The sequence below is a fragment of the Curtobacterium sp. UCD-KPL2560 genome (assembly GCF_001705035.1).
GTDB lineage: Bacteria > Actinomycetota > Actinomycetes > Actinomycetales > Microbacteriaceae > Curtobacterium.
On record NZ_MCIG01000064.1, the window covers coordinates 1 to 17,638 of the forward strand.

Annotated in this window: 15 protein-coding genes; 4 read left to right on the forward strand and 11 right to left on the reverse strand. The window is 73.3% G+C overall.

Annotation, left to right across the window (positions count from 1 at the left end):
• The 5 genes from BEP24_RS12985 to BEP24_RS13005 all read right to left on the reverse strand — a co-directional run.
• Positions 1 to 1,334, reverse strand: a 1,334-nt coding sequence (locus tag BEP24_RS12985) for an ROK family transcriptional regulator (RefSeq protein ID WP_141693459.1), incomplete at its 3' end; no start/stop codon positions are given.
• A gap of 193 nt (positions 1,335 to 1,527) precedes the next feature.
• Positions 1,528 to 2,604, reverse strand: coding sequence for a sugar phosphate isomerase/epimerase family protein (locus BEP24_RS12990; RefSeq protein WP_253181687.1), 1,077 nt, complete (start codon positions 2,602 to 2,604; stop codon positions 1,528 to 1,530).
• 31 nt (positions 2,605 to 2,635) lie between these two features.
• Positions 2,636 to 3,733, reverse strand: a complete 1,098-nt coding sequence (locus BEP24_RS12995; RefSeq protein WP_083230357.1) for a Gfo/Idh/MocA family oxidoreductase — start codon at positions 3,731 to 3,733, stop codon at positions 2,636 to 2,638.
• Positions 3,718 to 4,428: a ThuA domain-containing protein gene (locus tag BEP24_RS13000; RefSeq protein ID WP_065964049.1), complete on the reverse strand. Its 711-nt coding sequence runs from the start codon at positions 4,426 to 4,428 to the stop codon at positions 3,718 to 3,720. The genes BEP24_RS12995 and BEP24_RS13000 overlap by 16 nt, the downstream gene beginning before the upstream one ends.
• A complete protein-coding gene (locus BEP24_RS13005; RefSeq protein ID WP_065964050.1) occupies positions 4,425 to 5,621 on the reverse strand; it encodes a Gfo/Idh/MocA family oxidoreductase in 1,197 nt (398 codons plus the stop codon). Before BEP24_RS13005 ends, BEP24_RS13000 begins: the two co-directional genes overlap by 4 nt.
• A gap of 98 nt (positions 5,622 to 5,719) precedes the next feature.
• On the opposite strand from BEP24_RS13005, the gene xylA reads away from it, so the two are divergent.
• The 3 genes from xylA to BEP24_RS13020 all read left to right on the forward strand — a co-directional run bounded on the left by xylA (position 5,720) and on the right by BEP24_RS13020 (position 9,607).
• Positions 5,720 to 6,913, forward strand: a complete 1,194-nt coding sequence (gene xylA / locus BEP24_RS13010) for a xylose isomerase (protein WP_065964051.1) — start codon at positions 5,720 to 5,722, stop codon at positions 6,911 to 6,913.
• Positions 6,914 to 6,969: 56 nt separating this feature from the next.
• Positions 6,970 to 8,466, forward strand: coding sequence for an FGGY family carbohydrate kinase (locus BEP24_RS13015; RefSeq protein ID WP_083230358.1), 1,497 nt, complete (start codon positions 6,970 to 6,972; stop codon positions 8,464 to 8,466).
• Between the two features lie 151 nt (positions 8,467 to 8,617).
• Positions 8,618 to 9,607 carry an acetylxylan esterase gene (locus tag BEP24_RS13020; RefSeq protein WP_065964052.1) on the forward strand — a complete coding sequence of 330 codons (990 nt, stop codon included), beginning with the start codon at positions 8,618 to 8,620 and terminating at the stop codon, positions 9,605 to 9,607.
• A 64-nt stretch (positions 9,608 to 9,671) separates the two neighbouring features.
• Here the strand turns inward: BEP24_RS13020 and BEP24_RS13025 are convergent, their stop codons facing one another.
• The 6 genes from BEP24_RS13025 to BEP24_RS13045 all read right to left on the reverse strand — a co-directional run bounded on the left by BEP24_RS13025 (position 9,672) and on the right by BEP24_RS13045 (position 16,375).
• Positions 9,672 to 10,244: a TetR family transcriptional regulator gene (locus BEP24_RS13025; protein ID WP_065964060.1), complete on the reverse strand. Its 573-nt coding sequence runs from the start codon at positions 10,242 to 10,244 to the stop codon at positions 9,672 to 9,674.
• 117 nt (positions 10,245 to 10,361) lie between these two features.
• Positions 10,362 to 10,532 carry a hypothetical protein gene (locus tag BEP24_RS17660; RefSeq protein ID WP_171898815.1) on the reverse strand — a complete coding sequence of 57 codons (171 nt, stop codon included), beginning with the start codon at positions 10,530 to 10,532 and terminating at the stop codon, positions 10,362 to 10,364.
• Positions 10,533 to 10,621: 89 nt separating this feature from the next.
• Entirely contained in the window at positions 10,622 to 13,036 is a 2,415-nt protein-coding gene (locus BEP24_RS13030) for a glycoside hydrolase family 3 N-terminal domain-containing protein (protein ID WP_141693461.1), read from the reverse strand.
• A 134-nt stretch (positions 13,037 to 13,170) separates the two neighbouring features.
• A complete protein-coding gene (locus BEP24_RS13035; protein ID WP_065964066.1) occupies positions 13,171 to 14,046 on the reverse strand; it encodes a carbohydrate ABC transporter permease in 876 nt (291 codons plus the stop codon).
• A complete protein-coding gene (locus BEP24_RS13040) occupies positions 14,043 to 15,071 on the reverse strand; it encodes a sugar ABC transporter permease (RefSeq protein WP_083230359.1) in 1,029 nt (342 codons plus the stop codon). Before BEP24_RS13040 ends, BEP24_RS13035 begins: the two co-directional genes overlap by 4 nt.
• A gap of 8 nt (positions 15,072 to 15,079) precedes the next feature.
• Positions 15,080 to 16,375 (reverse strand): extracellular solute-binding protein, encoded by a 1,296-nt coding sequence (locus tag BEP24_RS13045; protein WP_065964069.1) that lies wholly within the window; start codon positions 16,373 to 16,375, stop codon positions 15,080 to 15,082.
• 162 nt (positions 16,376 to 16,537) lie between these two features.
• On the opposite strand from BEP24_RS13045, the gene BEP24_RS13050 reads away from it, so the two are divergent.
• Positions 16,538 to 17,566, forward strand: a complete 1,029-nt coding sequence (locus tag BEP24_RS13050; protein WP_065964070.1) for a LacI family DNA-binding transcriptional regulator — start codon at positions 16,538 to 16,540, stop codon at positions 17,564 to 17,566.
• The last annotated feature ends 72 nt before the right edge of the window (positions 17,567 to 17,638 follow it).

Genomic DNA, 17,638 nt, shown 5'->3' on the forward strand with positions numbered 1-17,638 from the left:
CGTCGGCGACCGCGTCGAGCACGAGGTCCGCGCGCAGACCATGGCGGCGATGACCGACCGGCTCCGGGTGGTGCCGTCGGCCCTCGGGCGGGGCCGTCGTCGTGGCCGTCGGGCGGGGCCGTCGTCGTGGCCGTGGTCGGTGCGGTCACGGCCCGTGGGGCTGCGGCCTGGCCGTCCCGGAGCAGGTCGGCGAAGCCGAGCTCGGCGGCGCCGCGCACCAGGACGTCCCGCCCGAGGGCCGACGGCACCACCCGGAGCCGGTCGGTCATCGCCGCCATGGTCTGCGCGCGGACCTCGTGCTCGACGCGGTCGCCGACGTGCCCGAGCAGTTCGCCGAGGAACCCACCGAGCACGACGACCTCGGGGTCGACCGTGTGCACGGCGTTCCGGATCGCGGTCGCGAGGGCGGTCACCTGCCGGTCGACGACCTGCTCGACCTCGGGCCGCCCCTCGGCGAGCGCCGTGGCGAGGGCGTCGAGGTCGTCGGGCGCCGTCCCGGTGACGGCGGTGAGGGCGTCGCGGGACGCCTCGGTCTCCAGGCAGCCCACCGCGCCGCAGTGGCACCGGATGCCGTTCGCGGCGACGAAGGTGTGCCCGAGCTCGCCCGCGTACCCGTCGGCCCCGCTGAACGGTCGGCCGGCGCTGACGATCCCGCCGCCGATGCCGCTCGCCCCGCCGTTCAGGTACACGAGGTCGTCGACGCCGCGCGCGCTGCCGTACAGCCGCTCGGCCCACGCACCGAGGTTCGCGTCGTTGGCCGCGCGGACGGGCAGCCCGAGGCGCTCCCCGAGCACCCCGGCGAAGGGTTCGTCGCGCCAGCCGAGGTGCGGCGCGTCGCGGACGACCCCGTCCTCGACGCGGACGATGCCCGGCACGGCGACGCCGACCCCGACGACCCGGAGGCCCGGTGCCGCCCGGGCGGTCAGCACGCCGAGCACGCGCGCCACCGCGTCGACGGCGTCCGCGGCCCCGGGCACGGCGGCCTGGGGTTCGACGAGCCGGTCCCGCACGGTGCCGTCGAGCGCGACGAGGGCCACCCCGACGGCGTCGATCTCGACCGTGACGGCCGCGGCGACCACGTCCGCCGACGCCCGGACGATGGGGCTGGGTCGGCCGACGCCGGCGCTCGGGCGGTCCGCGCCGGGGCCGCCCGGGACGGGGAACTCCTCGTGCACGAGTCCCTGGTCGACGAGCTCCCCGACGATCGCGAGCACGGTCGAGCGGTTCAGGCTCGTGCGCCGGGTCAGCTCGGCGCGCGAGACGGGGCCGCCCTCGTGCACGATGCGGAGGACGCGCGCCGCGTTGCCGGGCGTGGTCGTGGCCGGTCGGGCCATGGGTCCTCCTGGGGTCGGGGTGGTGGTGGGTACGAAGTTTCCCAGAACGCCTGCGATGGGTGGCGGGAACGGGCGTCCCCGGTCGTCCCGGCGGACCGGGTACGCCCGGTTCCGACGGGGACGCCCGGTTCGACCCGGCACGCCCGGTTCGACCCGGCACGCCCGGTTCGACCCGGCGCGCCCGCCCCCGGGCTCAGCGCGAGCGCGAGAACGCGGCGTCGAACGCGGCGTCCGGCGGCGCGATCGTCCCGAGCCGCCGCACGAACGCGAGCGCCTCCGGTCCGCCGACGAGCCGGTCCATGCCGGCGTCCTCCCACTCGACGCTCGTCGGCCCGTCGTACCCGATGTGGTTCAGCACGCGGAACACCCGCTCCCACGGCACGTCCCCGTGCCCGGCGCTGACGAAGTCCCAGCCGCGCCGGGGGTCGCCCCACGGCAGGTGGGACGCGAGCCGCCCGTTGCGCCCGTCGAGCTGCTTCACCGACTCCTTGCAGTGCACGTGGTACACCCGCTCGGCGAAGTCCATGAGGAACACCGCCGGGTCGAGGTCCTGCCACACGAAGTGCGACGGGTCGAAGTTGAACCCGAACGACGGCCGGTCCGCGAACACCTCGAGCGCCCGCTTGGCCGTCCAGTAGTCGTAGGCGATCTCGGACGGGTGCACCTCGAGCGCGAAGCGCACCCCGACCTCCTCGAACACGTCGAGGATCGGCGACCAGCGGTCGTGGAAGTCCTGGTACCCGGCGTCGATCATGCCCGGGGGCACGGGCGGGAACCCGGCGACGGTCTTCCAGATCGACGATCCGGTGAACCCGGTGACGGTCGAGACGCCGAGTGCCGCGGCCGCCCGGGCGGTCCACTGCAGCTCCTCGGCGGCGCGCTGCCGGACGCCCTCGGGGTCGCCGTCGCCCCACACGTGCGGCGCGAGGATGTCCTCGTGCCGCTGGTCGATCGGGTCGTCGCACACGGCCTGGCCGGTCAGGTGGTTCGCGATGGTCCAGACCTGCAGCCCGTTGCGCTCGAGGACCGCCTTCCGGTCCGCCACGTACGCCGGGTCCGTCGCGGCGCGCCGGACGTCCAGGTGGTCGCCCCAGCAGGCGATCTCCAGGCCGTCGTAGCCCCACTCCCCCGCCAGGCGGGCGACCTCCTCGAAGGGCAGGTCCGCCCACTGGCCGGTGAACAGCGTGACCGGTCGCGTGGACCGGGCACCACCCTCCGGCCGGGAGGCGCTGCTCGCGCCCGTCTCGCCGGTTCCGTCCGTCGTCGTCATCGTCGTCGTCCTTCCTCGCGTGTGCGTCGGGTCACCAGGACCCCGGGGTGGCCCCGCCGGGCACGGTGTCGGGTCGGTCGACGCGCGACCGCACGTCGATCACGGTGTGCTCGCGGGCCGCGGTGGCCACCGCCTCCATCACCTCGAGCACGTGGAACGCGAGGTCGCCGGACGCCCGGTGCCGACGGTCGGTGGCGATCGCGTGCGCCATGTCGGCGAGGCCGTAGCCGCGACCGGCGTCGGCGTACCCGGCGCTCGTCGGCAGCTCGCGCCACTCGCGGGTGGCCGCGTCGGCGATCGACACCGCATCGGAGAACCGGTTCGGGTCGGGGACGCCGAGGGTGCCCGCGGTGCCGTACACCTCGAACAGCGGCGCCCGGGTGGCCCACACCTCGAACGACACCGTCAGCGTCGAGACCACGCCGTCGGCGTGCTCCAGGACCGCGACCACGTGCGTGTCGACGTCCACCCGGAGCGGTGTGCCCGCGGCGGGGCCGGTGCCGGTGGTGCGCTCCCGGTCCGACCGCGTCGAGGCACCGCTCACCCGGACGACCGGCCCGAAGAACGACACCAGGCTCGTCAGGTAGTACGGCCCCATGTCGAGCAGCGGGCCGCCGCCGGGCTGGTAGTAGAACGCGGGCGCCGGGTGCCACAGCTCGTGTCCGGGCGCCGACCACGACACCGCGGCCCCGACCGGGGTGCCGATCGCACCGCTGTCGAGCGCGTGCCGGGCGGTCTGGATCCCGGTGCCGAGCACGGTGTCCGGCGCGCTGCCGACCCGCAGGCCGGAGCGTCGCGCCAGGTCGAGCACGGGCTGCGCCTCGGCCGTCGACGTCGCGAGCGGCTTCTCGCCGTACACGTGCTTGCCGGCCTCGAGCGCCCGCGTCGCGACCTCGGCGTGCGCGGCCGGGATCGTCAGGTTGAGCACGACGTCGACGTCGTCCGCGGCGATGAGCTCGTCGACGCTCGTGCCGCGCACGCCCTGGGCGGCCCCCACCGACCGTGCCCGGTCGACGTCGATGTCGGCGACCGCGGTCAGCTCGAGGCCGGGCAGCGCCGGGAAGTGCTCGAAGTACTGCTGGCTGATGACGCCGACCCCGACGACCCCGACCTTCATCGGCTCGCCCACAGGAGTCCCCTCTCGATGATCGTGCGGAGTGGCTGCGACTCGACGACCTCGAGCCGGTGGCCGGGTGCCGAGACGAACACACGTCCCTGCCCCCACTGCCGGGTCCAGATCGCCGGCGCGGTCACCGGGCGGTTCCAGGCGTCGAAGTCCCGGGCCTCCTGCGTGGTGGTCGCCAGCACGTCGTTGTACTCGTCGGAGAGCACCCAGTACTGCTCGGTCACGAGGTCGAAGTCCTCGATGCCCTGCGTGATCGGGTGCTCGTGCCCGGCCTCGGTGATGTGCACCGTGTACGGGATGTAGTTGTCGGACTGCTCGCCGGTGCGCTCGGACGGGTGCTTGCCCGCGTGGTGGGCGAACTGCCCGCCGACCATGTGCAGGTAGTCGGCGGTGTTGCGGAAGGCGTCCGCGATCCCGCCGTGCCACCCGGCGAGCCCGGCGCCGCCGAGCACCGCCCGCTGCAGCCCCGCGAACTCGTCGTCGGCGATGGTCGACATCGTGACGACCTGGACGATCAGGTCGACGTCGGCCATGACCGACTCGTCGGCGTACACCGCGGTCGAGTCCGACACCCGGACGTCGAACCCGTGGTCGCGCAGGAACGGGACGAACAGGTCGGTGGTCTCGACCGGCATGTGCCCGTCCCAGCCGCCCCGGACGACCAGGGCCCGACGCTGCTGCGTCTCGGTGGCGCTCATCGGATGGCCGTCCAGCTGCTGCCGTCGGCGGCGCTGCGCTCGACCGCGTCGAGGACGCGCTGCACGTGCAGTCCGTCCGCGAACGAGGGCGAGGGGTCGGTGCCGGCGACGATCGCGCGCACGAAGTCCGCGACCTGGTGGCTGAAGGTGTGCTCGTAGCCGATGAGGTGCCCGGTCGGCCACCACGCGGCCATGTACTCGTGCTCCGGCTCGGTGACGAGGATGCGGCGGAAGCCCTGCTCCCCCGCGGGCGCCGACGACTCGTACAGGCGCAGTTCGTTCATCGACTCGAGGTCGAACTGGATCGCGCCCTCGGAGCCGCTGACCTCGAGCGTCAGGCCGTTCTTCCGACCGGTCGCGTAGCGCGTGGCCTCGAACGAACCGATCGCGCCGTCGGCAGCGCCGCCGACGAGCCGACCGAGGAAGAACGCTGCGTCGTCGACCGTGACCTGCCCGCGCTCGCTCGACGCGGTGCCGGACAGCCCGACGCCCTCGGCCATGAGCGGGCGCTCGTGCACGAAGGTCTCGAGCGTGCCGGACACGGTCGACAGCTGTGCGCCCGTGACGTGCTCGACGAGGTCGATCGCGTGCGCGCCGATGTCGCCGAGCGAGCCGGAACCGGCGAGCGCCTTGTCGAGGCGCCACGTCATCGGGCCCTCGGCGTCGGCCAGCCAGTCCTGCAGGTAGAGCGCGCGGACCTGGCGGACGGTGCCGAGCCTCCCGTCCTGCACCAGCTGGCGTGCCAGCGCGATCGCGGGCACGCGACGGTAGCTGAACCCGACCATCGCGCGGACGCCGCGCTCGGCGGCGGCCGTGGCCGCGATGGTCATCGCCTCGGCCTCCTCGACGGTGTTGGCGAGGGGCTTCTCGCAGAGCACGTGCTTGCCGGCCTCGAGCGCGGCGATCGCGACCTCGACGTGGGACGAGCCCGGCGACACGACGTCGACGACGTCGATCTCCGGGTCGGCGACCACCTGCCGCCAGTCGGTCGAGGCGGTCTGCCATCCGTACTTCGCGCGGGCGGCCTCGGCACGCTCGGCGTCGCGGCCGACGACCACGGCCATCTCGGGTTCGACCCCGAGGTCGAAGAACCTGGGCGCGGTCCGCCAGGCCTGGGAGTGCGCCGCCCCCATGAAGCCGTGCCCGACCATGGCGACCCGCAGTCGACCCGGTCCGTGTCCGTCCTGTGCCATCCACTCGCTCCTTTGCGATCCGGTGCTTGCCAGAGTCAACACTACCGCTTATGTTGGGCGCGGCAACATTTTGTTTCGACGACGAACGGTGATCCACCATGGCAACGACGCCCACCCGTGACGACAAGTTCTCCTTCGGTCTCTGGACCATCGGCTACAACGGCTCCGACCCGTTCGGCGGCCCCACCCGTCCCGCGCTGGACGTGGTCGAGGCGGTCGAGAAGCTCGACGAGCTCGGTGCCTACGGCCTGACCTTCCACGACGACGACCTGTTCGCGTTCGGCTCGACCGACGCCGAGCGCCAGACGCAGATCGACCGCCTCAAGGGCGCGCTCGACGCGACCGGGGTCATCGTCCCGATGGTCACCACCAACCTGTTCTCGGCGCCGGTCTTCAAGGACGGCGGGTTCACCTCGAACGACCGTCAGGTCCGCCGGTTCGCGCTCCGCAAGGTGCTCCGCAACCTCGACCTCGCCGCCGAGCTCGGCGCGAAGACCTTCGTCATGTGGGGCGGCCGCGAGGGCTCGGAGTACGACTCCGCCAAGGACGTGCAGGCCGCACTCGAGCGATACCGCGAGGCCGTCAACCTGCTCGCCCAGTACGTCACCGACAAGGGCTACGACATCCGCTTCGCCATCGAGCCGAAGCCGAACGAGCCCCGCGGCGACATCCTCCTGCCGACCCTCGGCCACGCGATCGCGTTCACCGAGACGCTCGAGCGTCCGGAGCTGTTCGGCATCAACCCCGAGGTCGGCCACGAGCAGATGGCGGGCCTGAACTTCACCGCCGGCATCGCCCAGGCGCTGTACCAGGGCAAGCTCTTCCACATCGACCTCAACGGCCAGCGCGGCATCAAGTACGACCAGGACCTGGTGTTCGGCCACGGCGACCTGCAGAACGCGTTCTCGCTCGTCGACCTGCTCGAGCACGGCTCCCCCCAGGGCGGCCCGGCGTACGACGGCCCGCGCCACTTCGACTACAAGCCCTCGCGCACCGAGGACATCACGGGCGTGTGGGACTCGGCGAAGGCGAACATGCGCATGTACCTGCTCCTCAAGGAGCGCGCGCAGGCGTTCCGCGCCGACCCCGAGGTGCAGGCAGCCCTGTCGGCCGCGAAGGTCGACGAGCTGAGCACCCCGACGCTGAACAGCGGCGAGTCGTACGACGACTTCCTGGCCGACCGCTCCGCCTACGAGGAGTTCGACGCCGACGCGTACTTCGGCGGCAAGGGCTTCGGCTTCGTGCGCCTGCAGCAGCTCGCCATGGAGCACCTCATGGGCGCGCGGAATTGAGTGCAGACGCGCCACCGGCTGCATTCCGCGCGCTGAGGCGGCCTGCCGCCGAAGGGTTGAGCCAGCAGCTGGTCGCAGGGGTCGACTCGTCGACCCAGTCCTGCAAGGTCACGATCCGTGACGCGGCGACCGGCGCGGTGGTACGGGAGGGGCGCGCGTCCCACCCGGACGGCACGTCCGTCGACCCCCGCCACTGGTGGGACGCGCTCGGCGCCGCGATCGCGGACGCCGCCGGCTTCGACTACGTCGCGGCGGTCGCGGTCGCCGGGCAGCAGCACGGCATGGTCGCGCTGGACGCGGAGGGGCACGTCGTCCGCGACGCGCTGCTCTGGAACGACGTCCGCAGCGCCGACGCGGCCGCGCAGATGGTCGAGGAGCTCGGCCGTGAGGCATGGGTCGCCCGCACGGGTCTGGTCCCGGTGGCCTCGTTCACCGGCACGAAGCTGCGCTGGCTCCGCGACGCCGAACCGGAGAACGCCGGCCGCGTCGCGGCCGTCGCGCTCCCCCACGACTGGCTGTCGTGGCGGTTGCGCGGGTACGGCCCGGCGGACGAGAGCCCGCTCGGCCCGGACCTCGACGCCCTCGCGACCGACGGCTCGGACGCCAGCGGCACCGGCTACTGGGACCCCGTGCGGCGGGAGTACGACGGCGAGCTGTTCGAGGCCGCGCTCGGCCGTGGCCTGCGGGTCGCGTCCGGTTCGGACGGCTCGGACGGTGCGGGCAGCGCGGCCGACGCGGTCGTGGTGCCGCGGGTCGTGGCGCCCGACGAGGCGATGGGCGCGCTGGCGTCCGACGTCGCGCTGCCGGGCGGCGCCGTCGCCCGTGCCGGACTCGTCGTCGGCCCGGGGCTCGGCGACAACGCCGGGGCAGCGCTCGGCCTCGGACTGGGCCCGGGTGACGTCGCGGTGTCCCTCGGCACGAGCGGCACCGTCTTCGGGGTCACCGACACCGAGGTGACGGACCCGAGCGGGACCGTGGCGGGCTTCGCCGACGGGACCGGGTCGCGCCTCCCGATCGTCACGACGCTCAACGCGGCCCGCGTGCTCGAGGTGGTGGGCGGCCTGCTCGGCGTCGACCACGGCGAGCTCGGCGAGCTGGCGCTGCAGGCGCCGGCGGGTGCGGACGGCCTCGTGCTCGTGCCGTACTTCGTCGGCGAGCGCACGCCGAACCGTCCGGACGCGACCGCCTCGCTGCTCGGGATGACCCCGGCGACCACGGACCGGGCGCACCTCGCCCGTGCCGCCGTCGAGGGCATGCTGTGCGCGCTCGCGGACGGCCTGGCGGCGGTCGAGGACACCGGTGTCACGGTGTCACGCCTGCTGCTCATCGGCGGGGCCGCGCGGAACGAGGCCGTCCGGGCCGTCGCCGCGCAGGTGTTCGGACGCGACGTGTCGGTCCCGGAACCGGGCGAGTACGTCGCCGCCGGTGCCGCCCGGCAGGCCGCCTGGGTGCTCACGGGTGCCCTGCCGTCCTGGGAGGTCTCGGCGACCGTGGTCCCCGCGGACCCGCGCCCCGAGGTCCTCGAGCAGTACCGGACCCACGCGCTGCGCTGACGCGCGCCCGGCGCGCCCCGCGCGCCCCGCGCGCCCCGCGCGCACCTGATGGAATCGGGCGTACCCGGTCGGACGGATCGACCGGGTACGCCCGATCCGTGCCGGTACGCCAGATCCGTGCCGGTCCCACCCGATCCCCCGGAGGAACCCCGTGCCGCTCACCGACCTGCCCCTCGACCAGCTCCGCACCCACCGCCCCTCGGTGCGGCGTCCCGCGGACCTCGACGCCTTCTGGGCGGACACGATCGCCGAGGCCCGGGCAGCAGGAGCCGGCACCGCCCCCGTGACGACCCCGGCCGCGACGCCGGTGACCGCCCTCGACGTGCAGGACCTGACGTTCCCGGGCTTCGGCGGCGACCCCGTCCGCGCGTGGGTCTCGCGGCCCGCGGGCACCGCCGACCAGGACCTGCCCGTCGTGGTCGAGTTCCTCGGGTACGGCGGCGGCCGCGGCCTGCCCGGCGAACGGGTGTCCTGGGCGCTCGCGGGCTTCGTGCACGTCGTGATGGACACGCGCGGACAGGGCAGCGGCTGGGGCTCCGGCGGCGACACCCCCGACCCGCACGGCTCCGTGCCGCACGTCGGCGGGTGGATGGCGAGCGGGGTCGACGCCCCGGCGAACCACTACTACCGCCGGGTCTTCACCGACGCGGTACGGCTCGTCGAGGCGGTCCGCACGCTCCCCGGTGTCGACGCCGACCGGGTCGCGCTCACCGGCGGCAGCCAGGGTGGCGGGATCACCCTCGCGGCCGCGGCCCTGGTGGAGGCGCACGTCGGCCCCCTCGTCGCGGTGCTGCCCGACGTCGCGTTCCTGTGCGACTGGGAGCACGGCACCGACGTCGCGGTCGGCGGCCCCTACCTCGAGCTCGCCACGTACCTGTCCGTCCACCGCGACGACGCCGACCGGGTCTGGGACACGGTCGCGTACTTCGACGGCGTGCACTTCGCCGAGCGCATCACCGCGCCCGCACTGTTCTCGGTGGCGCTCATGGACGACGTCGTGCCGCCGCGGACGACCTTCGCGGCGTACAACGCGCTCGGCTCGACCGACCACGAGATCGCCGTGTACCCGTACAACGGCCACGAGGGCGGCGGCTTCCGCCACTGGGAGCGCCAGGTGGCGTTCCTGCGCGAGCGCCTCTAGCCAGGCGACCGGCTCGGCCGGCCCGCGCGGCCGGGCACCCGCCATCTGCCACCGGGACTGCGGCTCAGCGCCCGAGCAGCTGCGCGACCGCGTCCACGACGACCTGGCGGCGGCGCGCGGCCACCACGGCCGACACCGTGCCGGTCGCCTCGGGCGGCAGCGTCGCCCAGACCCCGGCGAGCTGCAGCACGAGCGCGAACAGCACCGCCGGCCGGAACGACCGCGGCAGCACCCCGGCACGCTGCGCACGCTCGACCTCGGCGACCGCGGCCTCGTGGCGCTCGACGAGCGCGGGCACGACGGCGTCCGCGCGCTCGAGCCGCTGCCAGGTCGCGAGGCGTGCGACCCACGGCCGCTCGACGAGCGCGTCGTGGAGCCGCCCCGCCCACGCCGGCAGGTCGTCGGTGTCGAGCGGCACGGCGTCGTGCAGGCCGCCGAGCTCCTGCACGAGGAGCGCGTCGAACAGCCCCTCCTTGCCCCCGAAGTAGTGGAAGACCTGCGCCTTGTTGCTGTCCGCCGCGGCGGCGAGCCGCTCGACACGGCCCCCCGTCGGGCCGAGGGCGGCGAACTCGTCGCGGGCGGCCTCGAGGATGCGTGCACGCATCGCGTCGGCGGCAGGGGGCGTGAAGCGGGCCATGGGACCACGGTACCGACCCGACGGACGTCACCGTCGCGACGTGGTGACCGGACGACGAACGGGAGGCCCGTGGCGCCGTCGCCACGGGCCTCCCGTTCCGTCGTGTGGTCGCGTCCGCTACTCGGCGGCGTCGTCCTCTTCGGGGTTGAAGTGCGACTCGTCGCCGGCGAAGCCGGCCGCGACGCCCTCCGGGTGGTCGGGGATCGTCCCGTCCTCGCCGAGGCCGTCGGGCTTCGGCGTGCCCTCGGGGTCGTTGGTCGGTTCGCGGGTGACGTCGGCGTCGGACATGGCGTGCTCCTTCAGCTGAGGGGTCTCACACGCTACTCACGCTCCCCGTGACGGGCGGTGGGCGTGCGCGGAGCGGCCGGCGCGTGCCGTCAGACGCGCTCCCAGGTGACCACCCGCCGGTCGGCGAGGGACACCTCGCGGACCGGACCGGTCACCCGCACGACCGCACGGTCCGTCGCCGAGCCGGGGACCTCGTACCGGACCGGCCCGTCGCCGGACGCGACGATCCCACCCGTCGGCACCGGGCCTCCCGGCCGGGACGCCGCCGCGTCGGACGCGACCCAGACCTGCACGTCACCCGGTTCGACCACCTTGCGCATCGCGCGGTCGGTGAAGCCGAACCGCTGCACCGGCACGTCGAAGCGGACCCGGGCGGACGCCCCCGCGGCGAGTGCGACGCGTGCGTAGCCGAGCAGCTGCACGACCGGACGCGTGACCGACGCCTGGACGTCGTGCCCGTAGAGCTGCACGACCTCCGCGCCGTCGCGTGTCCCCGTGTTCCGGACCGTGACCGTCGCCGCGAACGCCCCGTCGGTGGTGACCGTGTCGTCGACCACCAGGTCCTCGTACGCGAAGGACGTGTACGTCAGGCCGAAGCCGAACGGTCGGACCGGCGTCGAGTCGGTCGCGGTGACGTCCGACGGACCGCCGAGCCGCGGGTGCAGGTACGAGTACGGCTGCGCCCCGGCCGAGCGCGGCAGCGACACGGGCAGGCGCCCGGACGGTTCCGCGCGACCGGTGAGCAGGTCGGCGATCGCGAGGCCGCCGCCCTCCCCGGGGAAGAACGCCTGGACGACCGCGGCCGGCTTCGGCTGGTCCCCGTCGAGGGCCCAGCCGATCGCGTACGGGCGCCCGGTGAGCAGCACGACGACCGTGGGGGTGCCGGTGGCGACGACGGCCTCGACGAGCTCGCGCTGCACGCCGGGCAGGTCGAGCGACTCGGAGTCGTTGCCCTCCCCCACCGTGCCGCGTCCGAACAGGCCGGCCTGGTCGCCCACGACGACGACCGCGACGGCGGCGTCCTGTGCGGCGGCCACGGCGTCGGCGAACCCGGAGCGGTCGTCGCCCTCGACCTCGGCGCCCGGTGCGTACCGGACGGCGTCGTCGCCGAGGACGTCCCGCAGGGCCTCGAGGACGGTCGGGATCGCGAAGCCGAGCGGCAGGCCGGGGTGCGTCGCGAGCACGTGGTTCGCGAAGGAGTAGCAGCCCTGCAGGGCCTCCGCGCGGTGGGCGTTCGGGCCGATCACCGCGACGGGGCCCCGCGGGGCGGCAGCGGTGTCGGCGGCGTTGCTGGTACCGGTGGTGGTGTCGGCCCCGCGACCGGCGTCGCCGTCGCCGCCGCCGCCGGCGGCGACGGCGGGACCGAGCGGCAGGACGCCGTCGTTCGACAGCAGCACGAGCGACTCCGCCGCGAGCCGACGGGCCAGCGCCTGGTGCTCCGGCGAGTCGAGGTCGATCCCCGTGGGGGGCTCCCCCGCGAACGCGTCCGGTTCGAGCAGGCCGAGCCGCTCCTTCTGCCGGAGCACGCGCAGCACGGCACGGTCCACGAGTGCCTCGTCGACCTCGCCGCTCCGCACCCGCTCGACGAGGGGGGCGAGGTACGCGTCGCCGGTCGGCAGCTCGACGTCGATCCCGGCCGTGAGGGCCATCGCCGCCGCCTCGCCGCGGTCCCGGGCCACGCCGTGCATGACCTCGAGGAACGCGACCGAGAAGTAGTCCGCGACGACCGTGCCGTCGAAGCCGAGCCGACCACGCAGCAGGTCGGTGAGCAGCGCGGGGTCCGCGGCGACGGGCACGCCGTCCACCTCGGCGTAGGAGTTCATCACGCTGCGGGCGCCGCCGTCGAGCAGCGCCATCTCGAACGGCGGCAGGAACACGTCCGCCACCTCGCGCGGTCCGGCGTGCACGGGTGCGTGGTTCCGACCGGCACGTGAGGCCGAGTAGCCGAGGAAGTGCTTGAGGGTCGCGTCGACCCCGGCGCTCTGCACCCCGCGCACGTAGGCGGTGCCGACCGTCCCGACGAGGTACGGGTCCTCGCCGATGCACTCGTCGACCCGTCCCCAGCGGGGGTCGCGGACGACGTCGAGCACGGGCGCGAGGCCCTGGTGCACGCCGAGCTCGCGCATCGACCGGCCGATCACCGCGCCGACCTGCTCGACGAGCTCCGGGTCGAAGGACGCGCCCCAGGCCAGCGGCGTCGGGAACGTCGCGGCCTGCCACGCGGCGAGCCCGGTGAGGCACTCCTCGTGCACGAGCGCGGGGATCCCGAGCCGGGTCTCGCGCTGCAGGCGGCGCTGTTCCGCCCACAGCCACGCGGCCCGCTCGTCCGGTTCGACCGGCCGGGTGCCGTACACGCGGGTGTACTGCCCGAGGCCGTGACGCGTGGTCTCGGCGAGGGTCTGCCCGTCCTGCGCGGCCGCCATCTCGCCCTGCATGGGGGCGACGACGCCGTTCTGGTCGAGCCAGTAGCCGACGAGCTGCGCCGTCTTCTCCTCGAGGGTCATCGCGGCCAGCAGCGCGGTCGCGCGGTCGGGGGCCGTCGCGTCGTCGACGCGGGTGGCGTCGGACGGGAGGCCCGTGGCGGCGCCGCCACGGGCCTCCTGTCCGTCGGTCGGGTGCGTGGTCGAGTCGAGCGTCGTCACCCCTTCACCGCCCCGGTCAGGCCGCCCACGATGCGGCGCTGGAACACCGCGAAGAAGACGAGCGCGGGGATCATCGACAGCGACGTGAACGCGAGCACGCGGGCGGTGTCGACCGAGTACTGGGACGAGAACGCCTGCACGCCGAGGGGCAGCGTGTACGCCGACGAGTCGTTGAGGATGAACAGCGGCAGCAGGTAGCTGTTCCAGCTCCCGATGAAGGCCAGGATGCCGACGGTGACGACACCGGGCAGCGACAACGGGACGACCATGCGGAAGAAGAACCCGAGCCGGCTGGCACCGTCGATGGCGGCCGCCTCCTCGAGCTCGTCGGGGATCGCCTTGAGGAACGGCACGAGGATGATCACCGTCGTCGGCAGCGCGAACGCGATCTGCGGCAGGATCACCCCGGCCAGGTTGTTCGTCAGACCGAGGTCCTTGACGAGCAGGTACAGCGGCGTGATCGCGACCGTGATCGGGAACATGAGTCCCGCGGCGAAGAGCGCGTAGAGCGCCCCGCTGCCGCGGAAGCGGTAGCGGGCGAGGACGAAGCTCACCATGAGCCCGAGCACGACGACGCCGACGGTCGTCGTGACGCCCGCCACCACCGAGTTGCCGAGCTGCTGCCAGAAGACGCCGCTCGACAGGACGTCGAGGTAGTTGCCGACGTTCCACGGTGCGGGCAGACCGGCCGGGCTCGCCGTGATCTGCGCGTTGGTCCGGAAGCCACCGAGCACGATGTACGCGACCGGGCCGATGCACACCGCGATGAACAGCAGCGCGATGAAGTACGTGCCGAGGTTGCGCTCGCGCCCGACGGGCCCGGAGTCGCGCGGACGGCGGCGCGGTGCGACGAGGGAGGCGGTGGCGGTCATCGGGTGGCCTTCTCGGTGAGGGCGCCGGCGGTGTCGCGGCGCAGGACGAACCGCTGGTAGACGAGGGCCACGACCAGCGAGATGAGGAAGATCACCACGGCGACGGCGTTGCCGTACCCGTAGTTGCCGGAGAGCCGGCCGTTCGCGACCATGTACGTCGCCATCGTCGAGGTCCCCGCGGTCGAGGCGATGTACTGCCCCCAGATGATGTAGACCAGGTCGAACAGCTGGAGCGATCCGATGATGGACAGGAACGCCCAGATGCGGATGGTCGGGCCGAGCAGCGGCAGCGTGATGCGACGCTGGATCTGCCAGTAGCCGGCGCCGTCGAGCTGGGCGGCCTCGAACAGCTCCTCCGGGATGCTCTGCAGGCCGGCGAGGAACAGGATCACCGCGAAGCCGATGTACTTCCACGAGATGATCGCCAGCAGCGTCCAGAGCGCGATGTCCGGGTTCGACAACCAGTCGGCGCGCAACGCCCCGAGGCCGACGGACTGGAGCAGGTCGTTCACGGCGCCGCTCGACTGGAGCATCAGGCTCCACCCGGTGCCGACGATCACCTCGGAGATGACGTACGGCACGAAGATGAGCACGCGGATCAGGCCCCGGCCGCGGATCCGCTGGTTGAGCAGGAGCGCCAGGATGATCGCGATCGGCCCCTGCACGACGAGCGAGCCGATGACGATGAACAGGTTGTGCCACAGCACGCCCCGGAAGTCCGGGTCGGTGAAGATCACCGTGTAGTTCTGCAGGCCGACGAAGTCGGTGGGGGTGCCGTAGCCCTGCCACTTGTAGAAGCCGTAGTACGCGGCGAGCACCACGGGCAGGATGACGAACCCGACGAACATGATCGTCGCGGGTCCGGCGAGCAGGGCGATCTCGACCCGCTTGCGGACGTCGGCGGCCGGCTTCGCGCGGCCCCGGCCGGCCGGGGCCGACGGCGTACCGTCGACCCCGGTCAGGTCCTTCCCCGTGTCCGTCCGCGCACCGGGGCGGGACGGACGGGGGGCGACTGAAGTGGCCATCGGTCGGGTCAGCCCTTCGCCGCGGCCTGGTTGACGGTCTTGACGATGTCCGCCACGTCACCCTTGCCGGCGAGCAGGTTCACGACGCTCGTGTTCAGCGCGTTGCCGACGTTCTGGCCGTAGAGCGTGTCGAGGTAGTTCGACACGTACGGGGCCTTGTTGTAGGCGGCGAGGACGCTCTTCAGGTAGGGCTCGGTGACGACGGACTGCGCCGACTCGTTCGCCGGGATCGCGTTGAACGCCTTGTAGTAGGCCTCCTGCACGGGCTTCTCGGTCATGTAGTTGAGGAACTCCGTGCACTCCTTCTTCGGCGCCTCGGCCGAGCACGAGTACCCGTCGACCGCACCCATCATCGATCCCGGGGCGCCCTTGCCGCCGGAGACCTCCGGGAACGGGAAGAAGCCGAGGTCGGCGAGCGGCTTGCCGTCCGGGGTGAGCGAGGAGATCACACCCGGGTCCCACGCACCCATGAGCTCCATCGCGGCCTTGTGGTTCGCGACGAGGCCGGCCGAGCTGCCGGCGCCCTGCTGGGCGGCCGTGGTGAGGAAGCCGTCGTTGAACGGCTTCGTGTCGAAGAACGCCTTCGTGTCCTCGCCGGCCGCCTTCCAGCAGCTGTCGGTGAACTTCAGGTCCTTCGCGGTGTCGTTCAGCGTCGAAGCGCTGCAGGCGCGGAGCGCGAAGTTGTAGTACCAGTGCGCGGCCGGCCAGGCGTCCTTCGCGCCGACGGCGACCGGCTGGATGCCCGCGGCCTTGAGCTTGGCGATGTCGGCGTTCAGCTCGTCCATCGTGGTGGGGGTGCCCTCGATGCCGGCCTGCTTGAAGAGGTCCTGGCTGTACCAGATGCCCTCGGGGTTGACGTCGACGGGCATCGCGTAGGTCTTGCCGTCTAGCTCGTAGCCCTTGAACGCACCGGCGCTGATCTCGGTCTTGGCGTTCTTCCCGATCGAGCCGGAGATGTCCATGAGCTGCCCGGCCTTGGCCATCGCGGCCATCTTGCCGCCGCCGCGCTGCAGGAACACGTCCGGGGCGGACCCGGAGTTCAGCGCCGTCTGCAGCTTGCCGTCCAGGTCCTCGTTCTGGATCGCCTGGATCTTGATCGTCACGTTCGGGTGGGACTTCTCGAACGCCGCGACGGTGTCCTGCCAGAAGGCCTTGCCCGGTCCCGTGGTCGAGTTGTGCCAGAAGGTCATCGTGACCTTCCCGTTGCTGTCTGCCGCGTTGCCGCCCGCGGAACAGCCCGCTGCGGTGAGTGCGGTGGCCCCGATCAGCGCGATGGCTGCGGCGGCCCGGATCTTCCTCGTCATCGTGGAACTCCTGGTGTGTCGTCGTCGTTGACAGGCGCGACATCGAATGCCGCTGCGGAGAGCGTGCCAGGTGCTCGCGGTCCTTGTCAATCGTTATCGATAACGTTTTCTATCCGTGGTGCGGACCCCGTCACCGGCCCTCTGCGGCGGTACGGTGAGCACATGCAGACCGTCCTCGACACCCCGCCCGGGCCGGGCCGGGTCACGATCGCGGACGTCGCGCGCGCCGCCGGGGTCTCGATCCCGACGGTCTCGAAGGTGATCAACAACCGCGACGGTGTGGCCCAGGCGACGATCGTCCGCGTGCAGGAGGTCGTCGAGCGCCTGGGCTACGAGACGTCCCTCGTCGCCCGGAGCCTGCGCAGCTCCCGGACGAACGTGATCGGCATCCTCGTGACCGAGTTCGAGCCGTTCTCCACCGAGCTCCTCCGCGGGGTCTCGGCCGCGACGACCGGCACCGGGTACGAGCTGCTCGCCTACGCCGGTCTGCTCACCGGGTCGAGCCGACCGGGGTGGGAGCGGCGTTCGCTCTCGCGTCTGTCCGGCACCCTGATCGACGGTGCGATCGTGGTCACGCCGTCCGTCGCGCTCTCCGGGGCGTCGATCCCCGTCGTCGCCATCGACCCGCACACCGGGCCGGAGGGACACGCCACCGTCGACACCGACAACGCGGCGGGCGCCCGGCAGGCCGTCGACCACCTGCTCGGCCTCGGCCACACCCGGATCGCCCACCTGAGGGGCCGCGACGACCTCGCATCGTCGCAGCTGCGCGAGGCGGGGTACCGGTCGGCCCTGGCGGCGGCCGGGATACCCGTCGACGAGCAGCTCGTCCGCGCCGGCGACTACCAGGAGGAGCGCTCGGCCGCTGTCGCGCACGACCTGCTCACCCTGGCCGACCGTCCGACCGCGGTGTTCGCGGCGAACGACTCCTCGGCGATCGGTGTCATGCACGCCGCCGAGGCGCTCGGGCTCCGCGTCCCCGAGGACCTGTCGGTCGTGGGGTTCGACGACGTCCCGCAGGCCTCCACGACCACGCCGCCGCTGACCACGGTCGCGCAGCCGCTGGTCGACCTCGGCGCGAGTGCCGTGTCGATGCTGCTCGGCATGCTCCGCGGCGAGCCCACGAGCGACCACGTCCGCCTGCCCACGACCCTGCGCGTGCGGAGCACCACGGCGCCCGTCCCGCGCTGAGGCGCGGCCGGCACCGGCGCCGGCCGGCGCCGCGCGGGACAGGGTCGTGGGCGCTCCGCACGCGCAGGGTCG

Coding starts and splice junctions, on each gene's coding strand:
- BEP24_RS12990 (WP_253181687.1), bottom strand. CDS start 2,604: ATGACGACGACGGACGGAACCGGCGAGACGGGCGCGAGCAGCGCCTCC.
- BEP24_RS13000 (WP_065964049.1), bottom strand. CDS start 4,428: ATGAGCGCCACCGAGACGCAGCAGCGTCGGGCCCTGGTCGTCCGGGGC.
- BEP24_RS13005 (WP_065964050.1), bottom strand. CDS start 5,621: ATGGCACAGGACGGACACGGACCGGGTCGACTGCGGGTCGCCATGGTC.
- xylA (WP_065964051.1), top strand. CDS start 5,720: ATGGCAACGACGCCCACCCGTGACGACAAGTTCTCCTTCGGTCTCTGG.
- BEP24_RS13025 (WP_065964060.1), bottom strand. CDS start 10,244: ATGGCCCGCTTCACGCCCCCTGCCGCCGACGCGATGCGTGCACGCATC.
- BEP24_RS17660 (WP_171898815.1), bottom strand. CDS start 10,532: ATGTCCGACGCCGACGTCACCCGCGAACCGACCAACGACCCCGAGGGC.
- BEP24_RS13030 (WP_141693461.1), bottom strand. CDS start 13,036: ATGACCCTCGAGGAGAAGACGGCGCAGCTCGTCGGCTACTGGCTCGAC.
- BEP24_RS13035 (WP_065964066.1), bottom strand. CDS start 14,046: ATGACCGCCACCGCCTCCCTCGTCGCACCGCGCCGCCGTCCGCGCGAC.
- BEP24_RS13040 (WP_083230359.1), bottom strand. CDS start 15,071: ATGGCCACTTCAGTCGCCCCCCGTCCGTCCCGCCCCGGTGCGCGGACG.
- BEP24_RS13045 (WP_065964069.1), bottom strand. CDS start 16,375: ATGACGAGGAAGATCCGGGCCGCCGCAGCCATCGCGCTGATCGGGGCC.
- BEP24_RS13050 (WP_065964070.1), top strand. CDS start 16,538: ATGCAGACCGTCCTCGACACCCCGCCCGGGCCGGGCCGGGTCACGATC.